We start from the raw sequence: 22,535 nt of genomic DNA on the forward strand, positions 1-22,535 counted from the left end.
TCACGTATGATGTTTTGCGAGGTCCCGCGCACGGCGGGACCGCCGAGGACCTATACGCCATGCCGTCTTCCATTCGCAATTCGCTGGTCTGGATTTTCGACGCCTTCGAGCGCGAACCGAATTACGTCCGCAAGCTGATGTTCGGCTGCGACGCCGCTTATATCGACGGCCTGCTGTGTCTGATTGCCGCCGATCGCGGCGAGCCGTGGAGCGGCATGCTCGTGTGCACGTCGAAAGACCGCCACGCGGCGCTGATCGACGCCATGCCGGCGCTGCGCCCGCATCCCGTGCTCGGGAAATGGCTGTATATCTCGCAGGCCGATCCGGCCTTCGAAACGGTCGTCGAGGAGATGACGGCCCTCGTGCTCGCGCGCGATCCGCGCGTGGGCGTGGAGCCCAAGCCGCGCAATCGCGGCCGCAAGAGCGTGTTGCCGAAATAATGGCGGATAAAGCGAAGCGCGCGCGGTAAGGCGCGCGCGCTTTGTTACGTTACTGCATGTGCTGCCCGCCGTTGATCGGAATATTCGCGCCGGTCACGAAACCCGCGTCGTCCGAACACAGGAACAGCACGAGCGCGGCCACTTCCTCCGGGTTGCCGAGACGGCCCATCGGAATTTGCGGCAGGATCTTCGCATCGAGAATGTCCTGCGGAATCGCGGTGACCATTTTCGTCGCGAGATAGCCGGGCGAAATCGTATTCACCGTCACGCCCTTGCGCGCGACTTCGAGCGCCAGCGATTTGGTGAAGCCGTGCATGCCCGCTTTCGCCGCCGCGTAATTGGTCTGCCCCACCGAACCCTTCGACCCGTTCACCGACGAAATGTTGATGATGCGGCCCCACGCGCGCTCGACCATGCCGTCGCACAACGGCTTCGAGATATTGAAGATCGAGTCGAGATTGGTGCGCAGCACCGCGTCCCAATTCACCTTGTCGAGCTTGCGGAACGTCATGTCGCGCGTGATCCCGGCGTTATTCACCAGAATGTCGATCGGGCCGACTTCGCTCTGAATCTTGTCGGCGCCGCGCTGGCACGAATCGTAGTCGGCCACGTCCATCGAGTACGCACGAAACGTGCGGCCCGCCGATTCCATGCGCGACAGCCAGTCATTCGCTCCGGCGTTGTCGGGGGAGTGCGTTACCACGACCTTGTAACCCGCGTCGTGCAGGCGCACGCTGATCGCTTCGCCAAGACCGCCCATTCCGCCCGTTACCAATGCAATACGATTAGTCATCCTGTATATCCGCGAGAGTCAATTATCAAATAATGGCGTGACGCCACTGGGTCCGTCACGTTGTTCGTTGCCCGGCAGACGTCGTGTGTGGGGACGCTGCAAGCCAGCGCGCGCGGGTTTTACTCACGTCTAATATTGCGCGAACTCTTTCGGGTGGTCCCGCCAGCACGCCGGCGCCAACGGGACCACCGCATTCCTTCAAGGCGGATCAGGCGCGCTCGAGCGCGAGCGCCACACCCATACCGCCGCCGATGCACAGCGACGCCAGGCCGCGCTTTGCGTCGCGGCGCTGCATTTCATGCAGCAGCGTCACCAGAATCCGGCAGCCCGACGCGCCGATCGGATGGCCGATCGCAATCGCGCCGCCATTCACGTTGATCTTCGACGTGTCCCAGCCCATCTGCTTGTTCACAGCCAGCGCCTGCGCCGCGAACGCCTCGTTGATCTCCATGAGATCGAGGTCGTTCACCGACCAGCCCGCGCGCTCCAGCGCACGCTTGGACGCCGGCACCGGGCCCATGCCCATCACCTTCGGATCGACGCCGCCCGAGGCATACGCCTTGATGCGCGCGAGCGGCTTCAGGCCCAGTTCTTCGGCTTTCTTCGCCGACATCACGACCACCGCTGCCGCGCCGTCGTTGATGCCCGACGCATTCGCCGCCGTCACCGTGCCTTCCTTCGAGAAGGCGGGCTTCAGGCTCGACAGCGATTCCGCCGTCACGCCGTGACGCACGAATTCATCGGTCTTGAAGACGAGCGGATCGCCCTTGCGCTGCGGAATTTCGACCGGCACGATTTCGTCGTCGAAACGGCCCGCCTTCTGCGCGGCTTCCGCCTTGTTCTGCGAGGCCGCCGCGAACGCGTCCTGTTCCTCGCGCGTAATACCGTATTCCTTCGCGACGTTTTCCGCCGTGACGCCCATGTGGTACTGGTTGTACACGTCCCAGAGACCGTCGACGATCATGCTGTCGATGAGCTTCGCATCGCCCATGCGGAAGCCGTCGCGCGAACCCGGCAGCACGTGCGGCGCCGCGCTCATGTTTTCCTGACCGCCCGCCACGACGATTTCGGCGTCGCCCGCGATGATCGCGTTTGCGGCCAGCATCACTGCCTTCAAGCCCGAACCGCAGACCTTGTTGATCGTCATCGCCGGCACCGACGCCGGCAGGCCTGCCTTCAGCGAAGCCTGACGCGCCACGTTCTGGCCCGAACCGGCCGTCAGCACCTGACCCAGAATCACGTCGCTGACCTGCTCGGGCTTGAGCCCCGCGCGCTCCAGCGCCGCCTTGATGGCGATGGCGCCCAGATCCGGCGCGGCGATTTTCGCCAGCGAGCCGCCGAATTTGCCTACCGCGGTACGTGCGGCCGAAACGATCACAATCTCAGTCATTTTCCATTCCTGCGTTAGAAGTACTCACGAAATTCGTGGCGCATAAAAACCTTGAACTGCCGACCCTGAATTGCTACCCGTTACGCATGTCGATGACGACATCGATGCAACGAATTGAGGTCTTATCACACGCCAATGACGAATCGGTGAAACGGGAAAGCGCTGTCCGTAATAGATAACATTTAATTGCGGAACAGCGTCTCTCCGTGTGATTGAACGCGAAGAATTATTATTTCGCGGTGGCGGTGGCCGTAGCGGCCTCGAATTGATTTTGCGTCGCTTCGATCGCCTGGCGCGTCATGCCGCGAATGCTTTCCGCGGCATTGCCAAATGCAGAAAATGTGGAATGCATCGCCGCGACAAAGGCTTCCGAGCCCACGGGCGCATGTTGCGAGAATTGCTCGGTCAGCGCCTTCACATTGCGCTCCTGCTGCGTGGCCTGCGCTTGCGCGGCTTCGGTCCAGGCGGCTTGCGTCTTCGTCGCGATATCGAATAGATGGCGGCTATACGAGAGGCTTTTCGCGGCGATCTGCTGCGATGCGCTCACCTGCTGCGTGAAGAATTCCACGGGGCTATTGGTCTGCAACGCGCCCTTGAACGCGGCTTCATTCTCGTTGAGCGCCGCGCGCGCTGCCTGCATGTTGAGCGCAACCACGGCTTCCGCGCCTTGCCATGCGGGCGTGATCAGCGCAAACCAGGTCGCGACGCCAGATGCGTAATTGGCTCGAAGATGCTCAGGTGCGGAAACGGTCATCAGCGATGCTCCATGATTAGAAATGCTAAATAGATAGACTAAATGGCGCATCTGACGACGGGCGGCCCAGAATGCATTGCTCGGTCTCTCATTTCAGCGGCCTGCGACGTGCGCGGCGCCATTTAGAGATTTCATTCTAAGCCAGAAATTTAACAATTTTGTGCAATACGGAATTAGGTATTAACCCTGGGTTATCCCGAATGGGTTTATTTTTTGCGGTTGTCAGGCAAATACATAAAAGCCCTTAAATACAGGCTAAAACGTATTAGCTCGCGTTGTCCGCTCCAATACCGCTACCGGACAACGCGTCGCTTTTGGCGTGTGGTCAGACGATCAGAAGCCGTGAATTAGTGCAATGCGGTAGAGCATCTGGTTTTCTCCAGACGAAATATCGGCCGAGCCCGGAATGTTTGCGTAATCGAATTGCGTTCCGGTGTTGGCGCTGACCGCGTGCTGCCACGCGCCTTCGAGATATACCGATGTGCGCGGGGACAGGTCGTAATTGAGCTTGAGGCTCAGCTGATGCCATTTCGGACGGAAGCTGCCCACGCTCGACGTGAGATTCGCCTGGGTATAGGTGTACGCGCCGCCGAGATAGAGCGCATGCGTGAAGTGATAGAGCGCGTTCACTTCGATGTTGTCGAATTTCCATGCATTCCAGGTGCCGCCCGCGGGCTGCGTCGCGCCGCCGTCGGACGTGAAATAGGCATTCGCCGTGGGATCGTAGACATCGACGTGCGAATAGGCGACGCCGAGCAGCCAGTTCGAAAAGGCGTAAGTCGCGCCGACGCCGATATTCTGCTGCGAGCCCGCCGTGAACGTGGCGTCGTCCGATACCGCGCCCGATGTGGTGCCGGCGTGATTGAGCTTCAGATACGACGCCGCGACCGTCAGCCCGCCATGCACGTATTGCGCGGCGAAGCCGTACAGCCGGTTGTCCGCGAAGCCGCCCGTCTGATTGCTGAATGCGTACATCGCTTCGGCGCTGAAGCCGTGATACGTCGGCGAGACGTATTTGACCGCGTTGTTCGCGCGAAACGAGTAGTCGGTGTTGTCGTTGTCGTAGGGGTGCGCAAAGATATAGCCGGTCCAGTTGCCATTGGCCGTCGTCGGCGAAAACATATCGACGCTCGGGTCGTACTGGCGGCCCAGCGTCAGCGTGCCGTAACGGTCGGACGCGATGCCGACAAACGCCTGGCGTCCGAATTCGCGGCCACCCTGGCTATTGCGTCCGGTATTCACGTCGAAACCGTTTTCGAGCTGGAAAATCGCATGCGTGCCGCCGCCGAGATCCTCGCTGCCCTTCAGGCCCCAGCGGCTGCCGTAGTCGTAGCCGCTTTCGAGTTGATACGCGCTATGGCCTTGCGCATTGCTCGTGTAATTGAGCCCGTCTTCGATCTTGCCGTAGAGCGTCACGCTGCTTTGCGCCTGGGCCGCGCCGCTTGCGACGAGCGCCATGCACAGCAGGCCGCCGCTTTTTCCCCATGTTTTTGCGTGCAAATCCGATCTCCCCGTTGAGACGGACACGGCACGGCGAGCGCGCCGTGCCGATCCGTCGTTGTTGAAAGGGAGGAGTGTCGAATACCGATATTTTCGAACTAAGTGCCTGCGCGAGAAGGGACCGTTGCGAGATCTGGCGCAATCAGTGCGGCTGCGTGACCGACTCGATGGCGTCGCGACGCACTTTCTCGATGTACTTTCCCAGCGCGACCGTCGAAATGATTCCCACGGCCAGCGTGATAGCAAAAGCGGCGAGATGTTCGAGCGGCGAGGTGTTGTTGATCATGTGACGTGGCTCCGTGGCGGGTCGTGATATCGGCTGCGCATTGCGCTTCGATGCGCGTGAACGGCAGTTGCAATCAATGTAAATCGGCATCTGGACACTGTCTGTCCTGATGCGTCCGCGCATTTCCACCCGCAAAAACACGAGGCAATTGGACAGCCGCTGTCCGATTGCGGATTCACCATGCAGGCCATCGTCACTGCCCGCATGGAAACCATGAACGCCTCGAATTCTCACGCCCGCTCGCTCGCCGACCTGACCGTGCGCGAACTCGCCGGACTGCGTCTCTTGAACGAACGCCTTGCGCTCGCCGAACGCGGCATTCTCGAACGCGCTTTCGCGCGCACGCAGCCAGAGCACGACATCGAATCCAGCAACGACGTGAACGTGCAAGCGCACGTGATCTGCAGCGCCGCCGCGAGCGACAGCGCGACCTTCACACTCGACGCGCGTGCGCTGCTCGATAACACCCACGCGCAATGTGCGAATGAAGCCTTGCCGGATCCGCTGGCCGACATGACCGCGTGTCGTCTCTTCAACGATCTGCGTGTGCAGCATTGCGGCGGCGACTGGACGCGAATGCTCGCAATCGACGTGATTCGCATCGACCTGTCGATCGTGCAGCGCCGCTCGAATACGTGGACCGCGTGAGCCCGGCGCATCATGCATTCACGCCTTTGGCAATCACGAAAGCCATGACCGGCCCGCGCAACGCGAGCCCCTATACCGCGCGCAATCTCGATGCCGCCATCGCGCATCTCGAACTCGCGATCGAAGCCGATCGCGAAGCCGCCGTGTTCGGGCCGCATTACTGGCTCGAACGTGTGCGCCAGGCGGGCGCGACGCCCGGCATCGTAATCGCGCAAACGCGTCGTCTCGAACGCCTCGCGCAGCACCTCATCGCGTCGAGCGGATCTGCAATTGAAATCAATTCCAGGTAATAAAATGTAATTGAAAGTCGAACGTCACCGCATCGACGTAATACGCCTGCAAATTTTCACTGATTTTTTTCGCGTGATTTCCCCACGAACGAATGAGGTGAACAATGAAGACAGCACGGCGGTGGAAAGCAGCAATGGCGGCAACGGCGGCGTTCGGTGCAGGCGCGTTTGCGTTCGGCGGCATGCAGACGCCCGCCCAGGCGCGCGAAGCGTCGGATATCAAACATGTCTTGCTGATCAGCTTCGACGGCCTGCACGAGCAGGACGTCTCGCGCTGCATCAGCGGCAATACCTGCCCGAATCTCGCGCTGCTCGCGAAATCGGGCGTGACCTATACGAACGCCTATACGCCGGGACTTTCCGATTCTTTCCCCGGACTCGCCGCGCTCGTCACCGGCGGCTCGCCGAAATCGGCGGGCCTGTTCTATGACGTCTCCTACGACCGCACGCTTTACGCGCCCAACGACACGGGCTGCGTCGGCAAGCAGGGCTGGAATGTCGTATTCGACGAAACCACCGGCATCGACGCCGAAAATGGCGGCGCGCTCGTGCACCTCGACGGCGGCGGCGCATTCAATCCGCAAGCCATTCCACGCGCGCGCGTCGGCAAGAAATGCGTGCCGGTCTTTCCGCACGACTACGTGAAAACCAACACGATTTTCGAAGTCGTGAAGCAGAATCTGAGCGGTTCGCGCACCGCCTGGGCCGACAAGCACGCGTGGGGTTACGACTGGCTCAACGGGCCTTCGGGACGCGGTGTGGACGATCTCGCGCGCACAGAGATCAATTCGATCGATCCGGCCACGCAAACGGCCTACACCGATATTTATACGCACACCGAAAAGTTCGACGACTATCACGTGCAGGCGATCCTGAACCAGATTGGCGGCAAGAATTCCACGGGCACGCGCGACGAACCGGTGCCCACGCTGTTCGGTACCAACTTCCAGACCTTGAGCGTCGCGCAGAAAGCCACGGTGGCCTCGGGCGGCGGCTATCTCGACGCGAGCTTCACACCGGGACCGGACGTCACGAATGCGATCACGTATCTCGACACGTCGCTGGGCCGTATCGTCGCCGCGCTCCAGCAGCAGAATCTGTACGCGTCCACGCTCATCATCGTGACCGCGAAGCACGGCCAGTCGCCCGCCGATCACAGCAAACTCGTGAAGAACGGCGACACGCTCACCGCGCTGCTCGAAGCGAATAACTATCTCGATCCGAATGGTCAGTTCGGCCAGAACGCCACGAAGACCGGCAATCTGAACGACGGCAGCGGGCTCGTCGGCACGGGCCTCGTGCAGACCGACGACGTGGGCCTGATCTGGCTGCGCGATCAAAGCCAGCGCGACGCCGTGGTCGCCACGCTCAAGCGCAATCTGTCGTGCAACGCGCCCGGCATCTGCGCCGATGGTCCGCAGGCGTACATTCTCACCGGCAACGCGTTGCAGCAGCGCTTCGGCGATCCGGCGCAAGGCCGCACGCCCGATATCGTCGTGCAGCCGAATCCGGGCGTGATCTACACGTCGAGCAAATCGAAGGACGAGGAGCACGGCGGCAACGCGCCCGACGACAGCCATCTGGGCCTCGTGGTGTCGTATGCCGGTTTGCGCCACGGCGGGCGCACGGTGACGGCGCGCGTCGAGACCACCCAGGTCGCGCCGACGATCCTGCGCGCACTCGATCTCGATCCGCATCTGCTGCATGCGGTCGAACTCGAAGGCACGCGTACGCTGCCGTCGCTCGGTTTGCGCGGCGACGAGTAATCCCCCGCACGCGGACGCCTCGCCGGGCGTCCGCGCCGCCCCTGCCTCTGTCCGGCCGCAGCGGTACAATGCCTGCAATCAAAGCAGGCCTGCGGGTACGGGACGTGAGCGAGTTTCAGGGTGAATTGACGGCGGGCGCCGATGCCGAAGCGCAGGCGAATTTGAATGAGGGTTTCATCCTCACCCGCCATTGGCGCGACACGCCCACGCATACCGAAGTCGACTTCTGGCTGGCGACGCCCACGGGGCCGCGCCAGTTGCGTCTGCGTGCGCAAACCTCCGTGGCCTTCGTGCCCGTCGAGCAGGAAGACGCGGCGCGCGCCGAGTTCGAAGCAAGGCGCGATGCAAAACCCAACGCCAAATCCGACGCCCAATCCGGCATCGAATTCCGCCCGCTCGAATTGAAGGACTTCCATCAGCGGCCTGTGCTCGGGATTTACGCGCGTCAATATCGGCATTTATCGGGCGCGGCGAAACGGCTCGCGAAATCCGGCGTGAATATCTACGAAGCCGATATTCAGCCGCCCGACCGCTACATGATGGAGCGTTTCATCACCGCGCCGGTGCTGTTTCGCGGCACGCCCGACGCGCGCGGCGTATTGATCGACGGCGAGATGAAACCCGCGAACGGCTATCGCCCCGCGCTGAAACTCGTGTCGCTCGATATCGAAACCAGCGCGCGCGGCGAACTCTATTCGATCGCGCTCGAAGGCTGCGGACAACGCCAGGTGTATATGCTCGCGCCCGAAAACGGCGACGCGAGCGGACTCGATTTCGATTTCGAGTATTGCGAAAACCGCGCGCAGATGCTCGAACGCCTGAATGCGTGGATGGCGCTGCACGATCCCGATGCGATCATCGGCTGGAATCTCGTGCAATTCGATTTGCGCGTGCTGCACGAGCATTCGCGCCAATATGGCGTGCCGCTGCGGCTCGGCCGGGGCGGCGCCGTGATGGAATGGCGCGAGCACAGCATCAATCAGAATCACTATTTCGCGGCAGCGGCGGGCCGGCTGATTATCGACGGCATCGAGGCCTTGCGTTCGGCCACCTGGAGTTTTCCGTCGTTCAGTCTCGAATCGGTGTCGCAAACGCTGCTCGGCGAAGGCAAGTCGATCGACAATCCGTATCAGCGCATGGACGAAATCCAGCGCCGTTTCGACGAAGACAAACCTGCGCTCGCGCGCTACAACCTCAAAGACTGCGAACTCGTCACGCGCATCTTCGAGAAAACGGAATTGATGGCGTTCTTGCTGGAACGCGCCTCGGTCACCGGCTTGCCCGTGGATCGCAGCGGCGGTTCGGTCGCCGCATTCACGCATCTGTATTTGCCGCGCATGCATCGGCTCGGTTACGTCGCGCCCAATCTCGGCGACATCGTCGGCGAAAACAGCCCCGGCGGCTTCGTGATGGATTCGCGGCCCGGCCTTTACGATTCGGTGCTCGTGCTCGATTACAAGAGCCTGTATCCGTCGATTATCCGCACGTTTCTGATCGATCCGGTCGGACTGATCGAAGGCTTGCGCCAGCCCGGTGACGAAACGTCCGTGCCCGGCTTTCTCGGCGCGCGTTTCTCGCGCACGATGCATTGTTTGCCTGAAATCGTGCGGCAAGTGTGGGAAGGCCGCGACCAGGCCAAGCGCATGAAGAATGCGCCGCTTTCGCAGGCGCTGAAGATCATCATGAATGCGTTTTACGGCGTGCTCGGTTCGACGGGCTGCCGGTTTTTCGATCCGCGTCTCGCTTCGTCGATCACCATGCGCGGCCACGAAATCATGCGCAAGACCCGCGAATTGATCGAAGCGCAGGGTTACGACGTGATTTACGGCGATACCGATTCGACTTTCGTCTGGCTCAAGCGCGCGCATTCGGAAGACGACGCGACGCGCACGGGACGCGAACTCGTCGCGCACGTCAACGCCTGGTGGAAGGCGCATCTGCAAACGCAATTTGGCCTGGAAAGCGCGCTCGAATTGCAATTCGAGCGTCATTACTCGCGCTTTCTGATGCCCACCATCCGCGGCGCGGAAGAAGGCAGCAAGAAGCGTTATGCGGGCCTGTCTCGCGCGAAAGACGGCAGCGACGAAATCGTGTTCAAGGGACTCGAAACCGTGCGCACCGACTGGACGCCGCTCGCGCAGCAATTCCAGCGTGAACTGTATCGGCGCGTGTTTCAGCGCGAACCTTATGCCGACTATATTCGCGATTATGTGCAGCGGACTTTACGCGGCGAATTCGACGATCAACTCGTATTCCGCAAACGGCTGCGCCGCCCGCTCAGCGAGTATCAGCGCAACGTGCCGCCGCATGTGCGCGCCGCGCGGATCGCCGACGAATTCAATCGCCAGCTTGGCCGTCCGCTGCAATATCAGAACGGCGGCTGGATCAGCTATGTGATGACCACGGTCGGTCCCGAGCCGCTCGAAACGCTGAGCGCGCCGCTTGATTATGCGTTCTATCTCACGCGCCAGTTGCAGCCGGTCGCCGATGCGATCCTGCCTTTTCTGCGCGAGGAATTCGAAACGGTAATTTCCGGGCAGGCGAGTCTGTTCTAGTTTTTAATGCGCGTGGCAAGACGCGCTTCGAGATTCGCCCGCACGTCCGGCCATTCGTCGTCGATGATGGAAAAGCGCACGGAATTGCGTTTGCGTCCATCGGGCATGATGCGTTCGTGGCGCACGATGCCTTCCTGTTTCGCGCCGATACGCAGAATCGCCGCGCGCGATTTCTCGTTCAATTCGTCGGTGGTGAATTGCACGCGCACGCAATTGAGCGTGTCGAACGCATAGGTCAACAACAGATATTTGGCTTCGGTATTCGCCGCCGATCGTTGCATCGACGCCGCCAGCCACGTATGGCCGATTTCGAGTTTGCGATTCGCGCGATCGAGCTTCCAGAAACGCGTGCTGCCGATCACGCGCCCCGTCGCACGCTGCACGACGACGAACGGCATGACCGTGCCCGCGCGCTCGCCTTCGAGCGCCTTGTCGATATAAGCGTCGACGGTGGCCGGTCCCGGCACCACGGTCACCTTGAGATTCCAGAGTTCGCCGTCGGCGGCGGCTTCGACCAGCGCGTTGGCGTCGCTGGCGCGCAGCGGGCGCAGTTCGACGATCTCGCCGCTCAGCGTCGGCGTGGTGAGGGAAGACGTATTGCTCATGACGGTTCGTGTGTTGACGCGTGGTGTGTTATGGCTTGCGGTTCACCGCTGGGCTCGCCACGGGGTTCGCCATCATCGCGGCGCAGCAGGCGGCCCGCGTTCGCGATCACGACGAGCGTGCCGACGTTATGCAGGATCGCGGTCGCCACCGCGCCCAGGGCACCCAGCGCCGCCAGCGCGATCACGGCCACGGTCCACGTGAGACCGATCGCGGCGTTGGCCGTGGCGATGCGGCGGCAGCGGCGGCCCAGCCGGATGCAGTCGGGCAGGCGGCGCAGGTCGTCGGCGAGCAGCACCACGTCGGCGGACGCCACGGCGATATCGATGCCACGCTCGCCCATCGCCACGCTCGTCGAGCCCGCCTTGATCGCGAGCACGTCGTTCAGGCCATCGCCGACCACGAGCGGATGATGGCCCGCGTCGATCTCGCGCAGCACGTAATCGAGCTTGTCGTGCGGCAGCGCCTGCGCCACCACGGTCTCGATGCCGACCTGCGCCGCGAGCTTGTGCGCCACATCCGCGCGGTCTCCGGTCACGAGCGCCTCGCGTTCGATACCGAGCGCACGCAGATCGGCGAGCGCTTCGCGCGCCTCGGCGCGCAGCGTGTCCGCGAAACCGAACCACGCGAGCAGCTTGCCGTCCTGCACGAGACCCGCGCGCGGGCCGTCGAAATCCGCGGGCGCGGACGGCAGCGCATCGACGTATTGCGCGAGCAGTTCGTCGCGGCCCAATACGGCTTCGCCGTCGCGCGTGTTCGCCTGCACGCCCAGGCCGCGAAGCTCGCGCAGATCGCGCACGTCCTGCCCATTCAGCATCTCGTCCGGGTTCGCGTTCAAGCCGTCGCGCACCAGCGCGCGGCACACCGGATGCGCGCTGCCTTGCGCAAGCCGCACGGCCAGCGCACGCGCGTGCGCCTCGTTCACGCCGGGCTGCCACGCAATCTGCGTCACGCGCAATTCGCCGTGCGTGAGCGTGCCGGTCTTGTCGATCACGAGCGAATCGATCTCGGCGATCTTGTCGAGAAACGCCGCGTTGCGAAACAGCATGCCGCGCCGCGCGCCCGCCGCGATGCCCGCGATGGCCGTGGCCGGCGCGGCCAGCACGAGCGCGCACGGGCAAGCCGCGACGATCACCGCGAGCATCGCCGACGCGTTCGCGCTCACGAACCAGACGATCGCCGCGATCAGCAGCACGAGCGCGAGATACGCGTCCATGTAGCGTTCGAGCGCCTGCGTGATGGGCGGCTTCGCGGCCTCGGCGCGCTGCATCAACTCGACGACCTTGCCGAGCGTCGACGCCTCGCCGACCTGCGTGACCTCCACGCGCAACGGTCCGTCGAGATTGATCGCGCCGCCGTAAACGCTCGCGCCCTCGCCCGCATCCTGCGGCAGCGACTCGCCGGTGATCGGGCCGTTGTCGACGCTCGAACGGCCTTCGCGCACGCGCCCGTCGGCGGGAATGCGCGCGCCCGGCAGCACATCGACGAGATCGCCGGGACGCAGCGCGTCGTACGCGACTTCCTCGATCGCGCCCGTCGCGCTCACGCGCCGCACGATGCCCGAGGTGAGGCGTCCGAGCGCGCGGATCGCTTCCTGCGAGCCGAGCACGCTGCGTTCTTCGAGCGCGTGGCCGAAGGTCATGACGATGGGCAGCAGCGCCGCGGTCGTCATATCGCCGACGGCCCACGCGCCCAGCATCGCGAGCGCGATCAGGCGGTCGGTGACGCCGTGCAGGCTCGGCGACTTGAGGCTGTGCCATGCGCCCGCGAAGACCGGCGGCGCGACCACGAGCGAGGCCGCCGCCGCGAGCAGTTGCGCGAGCGTCCCGTCGCCCTGGACGAGATGCGGCCACGCGAGCGAGAGCAGCAGCAGGCCGCCCGCGATCAGCGCGAGCAGCGTGTGGCGCGTGATCGCGCGGCGTTCCTCGGCGGACATCGCGAGGCCGGGAGCGAGATCGTCTGTGTGATTAACGTGATTGTCGTGATCGGCGTGATCTTCGTGCGCGTGATCAGGTGCCGCGTGCGCTGCTTGGTGCGCCGCGTGCGCTTCATCGCGCTCGATCGTTTCCGTCTGCGTATTCATGGTCATGGCGCACGCCCCGGCAACACGAGGCTCGATCCATCATTCGGATCCAGCGTCGTCACGCGCGCGGCCTTCGCAAGCACGGCCTGAACGCGATCGCGATACGCGCGCGCAACGAGCCCCGGATCGTGATCCTGCGCGAGCGCCGCTTCGAGTTGCGCGATCGTCGAGGTTTCGGATTGCGCCGTCGCCACGCGTTCGGCTGCGCTCGCCTGCGCGTCCTGCACGATGCGGTCGGCGTTCTGCTGCGCGCCCTGGCGCGTTTTCTCCGCGACCGTGCGCGCCTGCGCGACATCGCGTTCGGCATTCTGCATCGACGTGAGCACCGCATTGAACGCGTCGATCGCCGAGCCCGGAAAAGACGCCTGCACATCCACGCGCGCGACTTCGATGCCGAGGCTCGCCTGCGCCGCCGCGAGCGCATCGAGATGACGCTGGATCGCGCGCGCGAGGTCGCCGCGCAACTGCTCGCGGCGCACGGCCATCTGCTGATCGGCGGCCACCATTTCGGGGCGCGCGACGAGGATCGCGTCGAGGTCGCGCTGCGCCGCCGTCTCCACGACCGCCGCCGAGACGATGCGTTCGAGCGCGTCGTCGAGATGATCGAGTTGCAGCGCGTAGGCGTAAGGATCGGCCACTCGATAGAACAGCGTCGCGCTCACCTGCACCACGCCGCTGTCGCCGGTCAGCACGTAACCCGAGCCCGCGAGCGCGTCGGTGTCGAGCCCGAGCGTGGCGCGCGCACGCGGATCGCGCGACAGCGAAACGATGCGCCGCTCCAGCACGCGCTCGCTGCCCGGCACGAGCAGCACGTTCTCGAACGGACGCGGCCACGCAACGAGCAGCCCCGCGCCCTGGCTGCGCACGAACGCGCCGAAGCGCGTGACCACCGCGCTGCTGTCCGCCGGAATGCGGCGCACGTTCGAGGTCGCCCACGCGAGCGCGGCCAGCACCGCCAGCACGGCGACGAACCAGAACGCCAGGCGCACGGCCTGGGCGCCGGGTCCGAGCGCGGGGAAGTCGTCGCGCGTGCTCATCGGGCCTTTCCGGCCGCTTTGGCGCTCGCGTGCGGCGGCGGCGCGGTGAAGGTCGACGCGCCGCCCAGCCCCGGCGGCCCTTGCACGAGCGCGCGGAACGGCGCGGCATCGGTGCGCAGAATCAGATTCGTGTTCGTGTTGACGACCGAGCCGAGCGTGTCGAGCGAGCGCAGCATCGTGTAAAGCTGCGGATCGGCGGCGTAGCTCTTGCCGTAGATCGCGGCTGCGTCCTTGCGCGATTGCGCTTCGAGTTCGGCGGCTTTCACGTTGGCGTCCGCGATCAGCACGCGCGCGTCGCGGTCGGCGTCGGAGCGGATCTGCGCCGCCTCGCGCGCGCCCTGCGCCGTGCGCTGCGCGGCCACGGTCTCGCGCTCGGCGCGCATGCGCTCGACGGTCGCCGCGAGCGTCACGGCGGGCAGCGTGAGCTTCTCCAGCCCCACCTGCGTGACGTGCACGCCATACGCGGTGTAGACCTGCGCATCGACCTGGCGGCGCAACTGCTCCTCGAATTCGGGGATATGCACCTGCGCGGGATCGGTGTTCACGAGCGCGGCGAGGTCGTAGCCCGCCGACGTCGTCTGCAACGCGGAACCCACCAGCGAGCGGATCTGACGCGCGGCTTCGTCGGGCTCGTTGCGCACCGCGCGCACGAAGCGGCCGATGTCGTTCGCGTTTTCCGGCACGCGCCACGCCACGTAGGCTTGCACGATGATGCGCAGGCCGTCGCGCGTGCCCACGTCCTGCAATCCGCTCGACGTCGTATGCAGACGCAGGTCGACGGGCACCGCCGCTTCGATCGGCGCGGGCCAGCGCCACGCGAGGCCCGGCTTGAGCAGCACGCGCACGGGATCGCCGAAACGCGTGACCACGGTGGCCTCGCCTTCGCGCACCTGCACGAAGCTCGCGACCACGAGCGCGATCAGCACGCAGAGCGCGGCCAGCGCCACGCGCAGCGCGAAACGCGGACGCGGCGCGGGACTGCCCGCCGCGTCGTGCGAATGTCCGTGATGGTGATGATGGTGCGCATCGCCGTGCGCGTGATAGTGGCCCACGTTCACATACCCTTGTTCGAGATTCGCATGAGGTTGCCCGAGTTCGCTGAGGTCGATCGCGCGCCGCTCACCATGCCGGCCTCACGCCCGCCGCCGCCGTCCCAGGCGTGAAGGTGCGCAGGTCGATGGTCGCGCGATTGCCGCTCGCGAGACGGTCGTCGATGATCGTCACACTCGCGTTTTGCAGGCCTTTTTGCAGGCGATGCAGGTAATACTCGAACGCGAACGCGGGGCCGCCGAGGCCTTGCGCGATCACGTCGGCGTCGAAATCGGTCTGCTGCACGCGCGCTGCCGCGAGCGTGTCGGCGGCGTCGGCGCTGCCTTGTGCCACCGCTTCGATGGCCTGCTGCTGCGCGCCGCCGAGCGTGGCCGCCGCGAAGCCGCGTGCTTCCACCACGCTCGCCTGCGCGCGGATCTGCGCGGCCTGCACGCCGTGATACGCGGCCGCCGCGCCCGCAGGCGGATGCACGCTCTCGATCACCACGGCCATCACCTCGATGCCGCTCGCGAGGCGGTCAAGCTCGCCCTGCACGCTCGCGCGCAGTGTGTTCGCCATCGCGGTCTGCGGCGTGTCGATCAGCGACTGCAAGGTGCGCGAGGCGAGATAGCGCACCACGGCGCGGTTCGCGATCGCGCGCACGGTCTCGTCCATGTCGACGGCGCGATAGAGTGCCGCGCGCGCCGCCGCGTCGGAGAGCGCGATGCGGTAGTCGAGGCGCACATCGGCGCTCACGACCTGGAAAGCCTGCTGATCGCCGCTCGTGCCCGCGATCACCTGCGTGGTTTCCCACGGATGCGCGACGTCCCAGAGACGATTGAGCTGATCGGGCGGCGCGGCGTCGGCGGCCACCGGACGCGCGGCCTGGCTCGCGTCGTTCGCGTCGTTCGCATCGTTCGCACTCCCCGAGACGATCAGCTGATGCACCGCGCCGTTGTCGATCACGCGCGCGCGCCCGAAGGGCCAGGGCAAGCCGACGTGCAAGCCGGGCTGCCACACCGCGACCGGCGCGCCGAAGCGCTCGTACACGGCGCGCTGATCGGGACCGAGCACGGCGACACCGCCGAGCAGCCAGCCCAGCACGATCACCGCGACGATCGCGCCGGGCAGCAGGCGCACGAAACTTTGCAGCGCCCAGTTCTGGCGCAGGTCGATGCCGTAACGCATGCGCAGTTGCGCGTTCAAGGCCGCGAGCGGGCGCGCCTGCACGCGCAACGCGTTCGCGAGCGCGCTGTGCAGGAACCACGCAGCCGATGGCGGTGACGAGGCGAACGCGGCCCACACCGAGCGCATCGCGAGTTCGACGGCCACGAGGCCACTCAGCGCCGCGACGAGACGCACGAGCCAGGTGAGCGTCTCGCCGGTCTGCGCGAACCAGGCCGCGCCGACCGCCACGCTCAAGGCCGCGACGAGCAGCACGCGCAGCAGGCCCGCCAATGCGGCGGGCGCCTGCGCAACCGACGTCGATGCCGATGCCGATATCGACGCGGCTTGTTCTGCCCGATGCGTCTGCACGCGTTCGGCGTAGAGCGCCGCGAACGCCAGCAGCAACGCGCCCACGCCCGCGACGAGCAAAGGCGCGGGCACACCGCCTGAGCCCGCAACGAGTTCACCCGGCGCGGGCATCGCCCACGCACACACCACCAGCGCGAGCGACACGATCGCGCCCAGCGGCACGACAGCGGGCCGCCACGGCAACTCGCGCAGCAAGGCTTGCCATTGCGCGCTTTCATCGGCAGCGGGCGGCGGCGCGTCGTCATGCGTCGCGTCATCCTGCTTCGCGCGTTCCGGCTTCGCACGATCGTGCCGCAACGCGAGCCGCGCGAGTTGCAGCAGCGTCTTCCACACCGGCTTTGTGACAGGCGTGCGCTGCACGCACAAGCGCGTGCCGATCACCGCGATCAACAGGTTCAGACACGCGCTCGCCAGCACCGCGCACGCGCGCGCGTCGATCATCAGACGCGGCGCGAGCGTGGCGGCGAGTGCGAGCGCGGCCCAGACGACGGCGAGTCCCACCGCGCAGCCTGCCAGCTTCGCATGTCCCGCGCGGCCGGCGAACCAGCCGGACGCTTCGCGGTTGTCGCGCGCTGCGCGATGCACCATCGGCGATCCTTTCATGGAAATTACGGAAATCGGGCGCGCAAACGTTAGCGACTCACGCGCCCGGAAACGCGCGCCCAATGTAGCGCGCTCGTTAAGGAAACTCAACATTCGCGGCCCGCCGCGAGGCCGATGCGAGGCCGATGAGTCGTCCTCGCAACCCGGTCTCGCGCGTGGCGGCGGCTGCACCTTGCACGCGCTTTTCGGCGCACAATAGGCGACGCGGCCAAGGCCGTGCGGGGGAATGGCAAGACTCGAATTCATGCGGACGGCATGCACGCGATGGGCGGCTTCGGCGCCCGCGCGAGGCCGTCGTCATCGACGCTCAATCCAACATCGGCCACACGCTATGGACGGCTTGCTGATCGGACCGGCAACACGCAGACAGGCAATCGCCGCAGGCCTTTGCGCACTCGCGATCCTGCTCACGCTCGCCCTCGCCGCGCCCCGCGCACGTGACGCGCTGCCGCCCGTCGCGCCCTTCATGCCGATGTGCGCGCTCACGGTCTTCACCACTTCGGGCATCGCCGCGTTCCTGCTCGGCGGACGTTTCGCGGCCACGCGCCTGCCGATGCTCGGCGCGCTCGGCGGCGCCTATGCGTTCACGGCCATCGCCGTCGCGCTCCAGCTCCTGATGTTTCCTGGCGTGTTCACGCGCACCGGCCTGCTCGGCGCGGGGCCGCACAGCGCGGCGTGGATGTGGGTGTTCTGGCACGCCGGATTTCCCGCGTTCGTGATCGTCGCGGAAATCGTGCGCAGCCGCGCGCAGGCCGTGGAATCGTCGATGGCGGCGGCGTCGACTTACAACGGCCCGCGCGGCTGGCTGCTGATCGCCGGTCCCGCCGCGCTCGCGGCGCTGCTCGGCGGGCTCGTGATCGCCGTCGATTTCGCCCAGCCCTGGCCCGCGCCGCATGCCGCCGAACCGGGCGCGCCGCTCGCGGTGCATGGCGTGGGCGTCGGCATCGGCTTGATGAATCTGGCGGCTATCGCCGTCGTGCTGCTCAAGGGACGGCTGCGGCTCGTGCTCGATCTGTGGATCGTGGTGGCGCTGCTGGCTTCGTTCGTCGACGTCGCGCTCAACACGCTGAGCGTCGAGCGCTTCACGCTCGGCTGGTACGTCGCGCGCGTGTTCAGCATGTTCGCGCCGGGCGTGCTGGTGTGCGTGCTCGTGTGGGAAGTGACCGCGCTGTACCGGCGGCTCGCGGAGGAGCACGCGTCGCTCGTGCACAGCTCCGCGCACGATGCGCTCACGCGCGTCTACAACCGCAGCTATTTCGACGAGCAGTTCCGCCGCGTGGTCGATCAGGCGGCGCGCGCCGGTCAGCCGCTTTCCCTCGTGATGATCGACGTCGATCACTTCAAGCAGTACAACGACGCCTACGGCCATCTCCACGGCGACGCCTGTCTCGGCGCGGTGGCGGGCGCGCTCGCGGGCACGCTGCGTCGGCCCGGCGATTTCGTCGCGCGCTACGGCGGCGAGGAATTCGCGCTGGTGCTGCCCGACACGAACGCCGACGAAGCCGGCGCGCTCGCCGAACGGGCGCGCGCGGCCGTGGCGCGGCTGGCGATCGCCGCGCCGCGCGCGGGCGGCCACGTGACGGTGAGCGCGGGCTGCGCGACGAGCGCGCCCGTTCATTTGCAATCCCACGCGAACGGACAGGCCAAAGCCAGCACGAACGCCAGCGCCCTCGCGCTGATCGAAGCCGCCGACGCCGCGCTCTACGCCGCCAAGCGTGCCGGACGCAACCGCATCGCGCGCGCGGACGCGAGCCTCGCCTGAAGCCGTTCCGGTGACGATCGCGATGCCCGCCTGCCCTCGTGTATTCACGGCGCAGACGCGGTTTCATGCGCCGCACCGTCCGCGTGGCGCGCGCTGCAAGCCGTGCTACGCTGAGCCCCTTCCCCCACCGGGAGACCTCCATGGCCGACATCGCGCACGTGTTCGTCCTGATGATGGAGAACCGTTCCTTCGATCACGTCTTCGGGCTCGCGGGCCTCGAAGGCATCGCGCCGCCGCCCGCTTCCAGGGGCTTCGCCGACGGCGCCGCCGACCGCCTCTCGACCGACCCGCCGCACGAATTCGACGACGTCGCCGCGCAGATCGCCGGCACGCCGCCGATGAGCGGCTTCGCGAGCGGACCGAACGCGGCCATCGCGATGCACGGTTTCGGCGCGGGCGCGCTGCCGGTCGTCGACCAGCTCGCGCGCGAGTTCGTGCTGTTCGACAACTGGTTTTCGTCGATGCCGGGACCGACCTGGCCGAACCGCTTCTTCGCGCACGCGGCGTCGTCGGGCGGCCTCGCCAACAGTCCGGGCGGGCTAACGAGCGCGGCCTCGGAAACCATCGACAGTCTGGGCTTTTCGTTCCAGAACGGCACGCTGTTCGACCGCCTCACGGCGCACGGCAAGCGCTGGCGCGTCTATCACGCCGACGCCTTCCCGCAGGTGCTCGCCATCAAGGGCCTCGTGGGCGGCTTCTTTCACGGCGACACGTTCCGCACGATCCGTCCCGGCAGCACCGACGACGCCTTCCAGCAAGACCTCAACGACAGCGGCGGCTACGACATCGACTACACCTTCATCGAGCCGAGCTACGGACTCCTGAGCGCCAATTTCGCCGATGGCAATTCGCAGCATCCGGTCGGGTCGATGTCCTCGGGCGAGCGCTTCATCCAGTACGTGTACGAGACGATTCGCAACGCGCCGGCCATCTGGCCGCACAGCGTGCTGCTGGTGACGTGGGACGAGCATGGCGGCTTTTTCGATCACGTGCCGCCGCCCGCCGCATCGCCGCCCGGCGACGCCGATCTGAACAGCCAGCGCGCCGCCGTGCCGCGCACCTTCGCTTTCGACCGGCTCGGCGTGCGCGTGCCCGCGCTGCTGATCTCGCCGTGGGCGCCGCGCGGCGGCACGGGCAGCGCGCTCTTTCCCGGCGCGGCGGGTGCAGCGGGTGCATCAGGCGCGGCGCAGGCAACGGCGTTCGATCATGCGTCGATCGTGCATTCGGTGCGCGAGTTGTTCGGTCTTGGCGCGCCGTTGACGCAGCGCGATGCGGCCACGCCGTCGTGGACCGGCGCGCTGCTCGTCGCGCCGAGAGCGGATGGCGACGATGGCCCCGCGCGATTGACTGCACCGCCGATATCCGCCGCGCCTGCCGCGCCGCCCGCCGCGGCCGCGCTCGCGCAGCATGCGCCGCTCGCGGGCGTGGCCACGCCCACTTCGACGCAGGTGAACGGCTTCGCGTCGATCGCGCATGCGCTCGATCTGCAAATGGCCCAGGAGCAGAGCACCGCGCCCGCGATCGAGAATCCGTCCTTGTTCGGCGCACGTCTGCGCGGACAGGCGCCGGGCGCGGCGACGCCCAAGGCCGCGGCCCCCGGTCATCCGACTGCGCAGGCGGTGGCCGATTATGTCGCGTATATCGCGAAGCAGACTGAGGCGCATCGGCGGCGGCGCGGACGCCGGTGACGCGCGCGCGTTTGAAGCGCAGCGCTTGAGGATTTCGCCGATCGAACCGCCGTGCGTGCTTGAGCCGATTTATCCGCTTTATCCGCTTTATCCGCTCTAGCCGCTTCAGCGCGCGCGATACGCCTTCGGCGGCGGCGTGGGCTTCGCGCGGCGCACGGGGCGTTTGGCGCGCCGCGTGCCCTGGAGCGCCGACGCCTGCCGCGCCGCCACCGGTTCGATGCGCACGCGCGCCGATCCCGCGCTCGAATAACCCAGCACGCGCGCCGCGCCGAACGACAGATCGATCACGCGTCCGCGCGCATACGGCCCGCGATCGTTGATGCGCACGATCACCGAACGCCCCGTTGCGGGCAGCGTCACGCGCGCGAACGAACCGAACGGCAGCGTGCGATGCGCCGCCGTCAACGCATACATATCGAAACGCTCGCCGTTTGCGGTGCGATGGCCGTGGAATTCGCGTCCGTACCAGGACGCGATGCCGGTCTGCAGGCGGCGATGCGCTCGCAGCGCGTGCTGGCTCGACGACACGCGGCGCGGCGTGACACGATGCGCGTCACGCTTGTCCGCCTGCGACTTCGCTTCATGTGCTTCATGTGCATCGTGCTTGAGCGGTTCGACGCTCACGGGCTTGCGCGCGTGCGCGGTGCCCATCAACGCGAAAAGCAGCGGCACGAGCGCGGCGCGCAGCCTTCGTGTGTTACGCCGCGTCGTGCGCAAGGCGTGCCCCGACGCCTGCGCGTGTGGTTTGTTTTTCAAATTGTCCCCGATGATTCGAATGTTCTTCCGCCCGCATCGGCCCGGCGTATGGATGTGCGGGCGCGCGTGCAGACGTGCGGGCGTTCAGGGCGACGCGAGCGGCCCCGAACCGGCGGGCAGATGCGCGAGCGGATCGACCGGCTTGCCCGCTTCGCGCATCTCGAACTGGAGCACCGCGTGGCCGTCGGCGCGCGCGCCCATTTCGGCGATCGACGCGCCCTGTTTCACCGTGTCGCCTTCCGCGACGAGCAGGCGCCGGTTGTTGCCGTAAGCGGTCACATACCCCTCGTCATGTTTGACGATGACCATCAGCCCGTAAGCCTTGATGCCGTCGCCCGCATAGACCACGCGCCCCGGCGCGGCGGCGCGCACAGGCGTACCGGCGCGGCCCGAGATCTCGATGCCGCGCGCGCCGTCGACGCCGAATTCGCGCACGATCACGCCGCTGACGGGCCACACGAAGCGGCTCGACGCGCTCGCCTGCGACGCCGCGCCCCCAGCGCCCGCCGCCGGCGCCGACGCCTGCATCGACGCCGCGCCGTCATGCCACGAGCGCCAGTCCGGCGGCCCAAGGCGCAGCACCTGGCCGGCGCGCAGTGGCGCGGTTTCCGCGATGCTGTTCCATTGCGCGACTTCGCGCGCGCTGCGGCCGAAGGCAAACGCCACGCTCTGCAAGCTGTCGTTGGGCTTCACGCAGTAGTAGCCCGCCATCACGCTGTGGCAAGGACCGGTATCGGTCACGCCTTCGATGGCGCTATCGATCGCGCAGCCGGACAGCGACGCGGCCACGGCAAGCGACGCCGCCCAAACCGCGCCACGTCCCAGCGATTCATGGAACGACCCGATGCATGAATCCAGGCACGATTTCATTGATTCGTCATCCTATGTTTATCGGCAAGACAATCGACACGCGGGTTCGTCGACGGCCACGGTGCGGGGTGTCAAATGCCGAGCGGCGCAAGTCCCGGTGGGGAGCCTGCGCCGCTGTGGAATGCGCCGCTTCAGGCGGCCATCAC

19 protein-coding genes are annotated in these 22,535 nt (G+C 66.1%); 7 read left to right on the forward strand and 12 right to left on the reverse strand.

Features of this window, described 5'->3' with window-relative positions; translation table 11 throughout:
• Positions 1 to 59 precede the first annotated feature (59 nt).
• Positions 60 to 440, forward strand: a complete 381-nt coding sequence (locus LDO54_RS21390; RefSeq protein ID WP_224012661.1) for a hypothetical protein — start codon at positions 60 to 62, stop codon at positions 438 to 440.
• 49 nt (positions 441 to 489) lie between these two features.
• Here the strand turns inward: LDO54_RS21390 and phbB are convergent, their stop codons facing one another.
• The 5 genes from phbB to LDO54_RS21415 all read right to left on the reverse strand — a co-directional run bounded on the left by phbB (position 490) and on the right by LDO54_RS21415 (position 5,163).
• Entirely contained in the window at positions 490 to 1,233 is a 744-nt protein-coding gene (gene phbB, locus LDO54_RS21395) for an acetoacetyl-CoA reductase (protein ID WP_224012662.1), read from the reverse strand.
• A 208-nt stretch (positions 1,234 to 1,441) separates the two neighbouring features.
• Positions 1,442 to 2,623 (reverse strand): acetyl-CoA C-acetyltransferase, encoded by a 1,182-nt coding sequence (locus LDO54_RS21400; RefSeq protein ID WP_224012663.1) that lies wholly within the window; start codon positions 2,621 to 2,623, stop codon positions 1,442 to 1,444.
• 229 nt (positions 2,624 to 2,852) lie between these two features.
• Positions 2,853 to 3,377 (reverse strand): TIGR01841 family phasin, encoded by a 525-nt coding sequence (phaP, locus tag LDO54_RS21405; protein WP_224012664.1) that lies wholly within the window; start codon positions 3,375 to 3,377, stop codon positions 2,853 to 2,855.
• A gap of 333 nt (positions 3,378 to 3,710) precedes the next feature.
• Positions 3,711 to 4,835, reverse strand: a complete 1,125-nt coding sequence (locus tag LDO54_RS21410) for a porin (RefSeq protein ID WP_224012991.1) — start codon at positions 4,833 to 4,835, stop codon at positions 3,711 to 3,713.
• Positions 4,836 to 5,019: 184 nt separating this feature from the next.
• Positions 5,020 to 5,163, reverse strand: coding sequence for a hypothetical protein (locus tag LDO54_RS21415; protein WP_224012665.1), 144 nt, complete (start codon positions 5,161 to 5,163; stop codon positions 5,020 to 5,022).
• A 180-nt stretch (positions 5,164 to 5,343) separates the two neighbouring features.
• Between LDO54_RS21415 and LDO54_RS21420 the strand changes: the two genes are divergently transcribed.
• The 4 genes from LDO54_RS21420 (at position 5,344) to LDO54_RS21435 (ending at position 10,422) form a co-directional block, all read left to right on the forward strand.
• Complete coding sequence (locus LDO54_RS21420) at positions 5,344 to 5,811, forward strand: hypothetical protein (protein ID WP_224012666.1); 468 nt, start codon at positions 5,344 to 5,346, stop codon at positions 5,809 to 5,811.
• Positions 5,812 to 5,855: 44 nt separating this feature from the next.
• Complete coding sequence (locus LDO54_RS21425; RefSeq protein WP_224012667.1) at positions 5,856 to 6,101, forward strand: hypothetical protein; 246 nt, start codon at positions 5,856 to 5,858, stop codon at positions 6,099 to 6,101.
• Positions 6,102 to 6,235: 134 nt separating this feature from the next.
• Complete coding sequence (locus LDO54_RS21430; RefSeq protein WP_356791071.1) at positions 6,236 to 7,867, forward strand: alkaline phosphatase family protein; 1,632 nt, start codon at positions 6,236 to 6,238, stop codon at positions 7,865 to 7,867.
• Between the two features lie 161 nt (positions 7,868 to 8,028).
• Positions 8,029 to 10,422 carry a DNA polymerase II gene (locus LDO54_RS21435; protein ID WP_224012992.1) on the forward strand — a complete coding sequence of 798 codons (2,394 nt, stop codon included), beginning with the start codon at positions 8,029 to 8,031 and terminating at the stop codon, positions 10,420 to 10,422.
• On the opposite strand, the gene LDO54_RS21440 is transcribed toward LDO54_RS21435, so the two are convergent.
• From LDO54_RS21440 to LDO54_RS21460, 5 genes are all read right to left on the reverse strand, one after another.
• A complete protein-coding gene (locus LDO54_RS21440) occupies positions 10,419 to 11,027 on the reverse strand; it encodes a GNAT family N-acetyltransferase (RefSeq protein ID WP_224012668.1) in 609 nt (202 codons plus the stop codon). The genes LDO54_RS21435 and LDO54_RS21440 overlap by 4 nt on opposite strands.
• Positions 11,024 to 13,114: a heavy metal translocating P-type ATPase gene (locus tag LDO54_RS21445; RefSeq protein ID WP_224012669.1), complete on the reverse strand. Its 2,091-nt coding sequence runs from the start codon at positions 13,112 to 13,114 to the stop codon at positions 11,024 to 11,026. The genes LDO54_RS21440 and LDO54_RS21445 overlap by 4 nt, the downstream gene beginning before the upstream one ends.
• Positions 13,111 to 14,145, reverse strand: a complete 1,035-nt coding sequence (gene hflK / locus LDO54_RS21450; RefSeq protein WP_224012670.1) for a protease modulator HflK — start codon at positions 14,143 to 14,145, stop codon at positions 13,111 to 13,113. Before hflK ends, LDO54_RS21445 begins: the two co-directional genes overlap by 4 nt.
• Positions 14,142 to 15,203: a protease modulator HflC gene (gene hflC, locus LDO54_RS21455; RefSeq protein WP_436975639.1), complete on the reverse strand. Its 1,062-nt coding sequence runs from the start codon at positions 15,201 to 15,203 to the stop codon at positions 14,142 to 14,144. The genes hflK and hflC overlap by 4 nt, the downstream gene beginning before the upstream one ends.
• 61 nt (positions 15,204 to 15,264) lie before the next feature.
• A complete protein-coding gene (locus LDO54_RS21460) occupies positions 15,265 to 17,298 on the reverse strand; it encodes an SPFH domain-containing protein (protein ID WP_224012672.1) in 2,034 nt (677 codons plus the stop codon).
• 346 nt (positions 17,299 to 17,644) lie between these two features.
• On the opposite strand from LDO54_RS21460, the gene LDO54_RS21465 reads away from it, so the two are divergent.
• A complete protein-coding gene (locus LDO54_RS21465) occupies positions 17,645 to 19,075 on the forward strand; it encodes a sensor domain-containing diguanylate cyclase (RefSeq protein ID WP_224012673.1) in 1,431 nt (476 codons plus the stop codon).
• Positions 19,076 to 19,215: 140 nt separating this feature from the next.
• Positions 19,216 to 20,763: an alkaline phosphatase family protein gene (locus LDO54_RS21470; protein WP_224012674.1), complete on the forward strand. Its 1,548-nt coding sequence runs from the start codon at positions 19,216 to 19,218 to the stop codon at positions 20,761 to 20,763.
• A 105-nt stretch (positions 20,764 to 20,868) separates the two neighbouring features.
• On the opposite strand, the gene LDO54_RS21475 is transcribed toward LDO54_RS21470, so the two are convergent.
• Positions 20,869 to 21,519 carry a septal ring lytic transglycosylase RlpA family protein gene (locus tag LDO54_RS21475; RefSeq protein WP_224012675.1) on the reverse strand — a complete coding sequence of 217 codons (651 nt, stop codon included), beginning with the start codon at positions 21,517 to 21,519 and terminating at the stop codon, positions 20,869 to 20,871.
• Positions 21,520 to 21,603: 84 nt separating this feature from the next.
• On the reverse strand, positions 21,604 to 22,389 hold the full coding sequence (locus LDO54_RS21480; protein WP_224012676.1) for a peptidoglycan DD-metalloendopeptidase family protein: 786 nt from the start codon (positions 22,387 to 22,389) through the stop codon (positions 21,604 to 21,606).
• Positions 22,390 to 22,535 lie beyond the last annotated feature (146 nt).

The sequence above is a fragment of the Paraburkholderia tropica genome, from assembly GCF_914484835.1.
In the GTDB taxonomy this organism is placed as follows: Bacteria; Pseudomonadota; Gammaproteobacteria; order Burkholderiales; family Burkholderiaceae; genus Paraburkholderia; species Paraburkholderia tropica_A.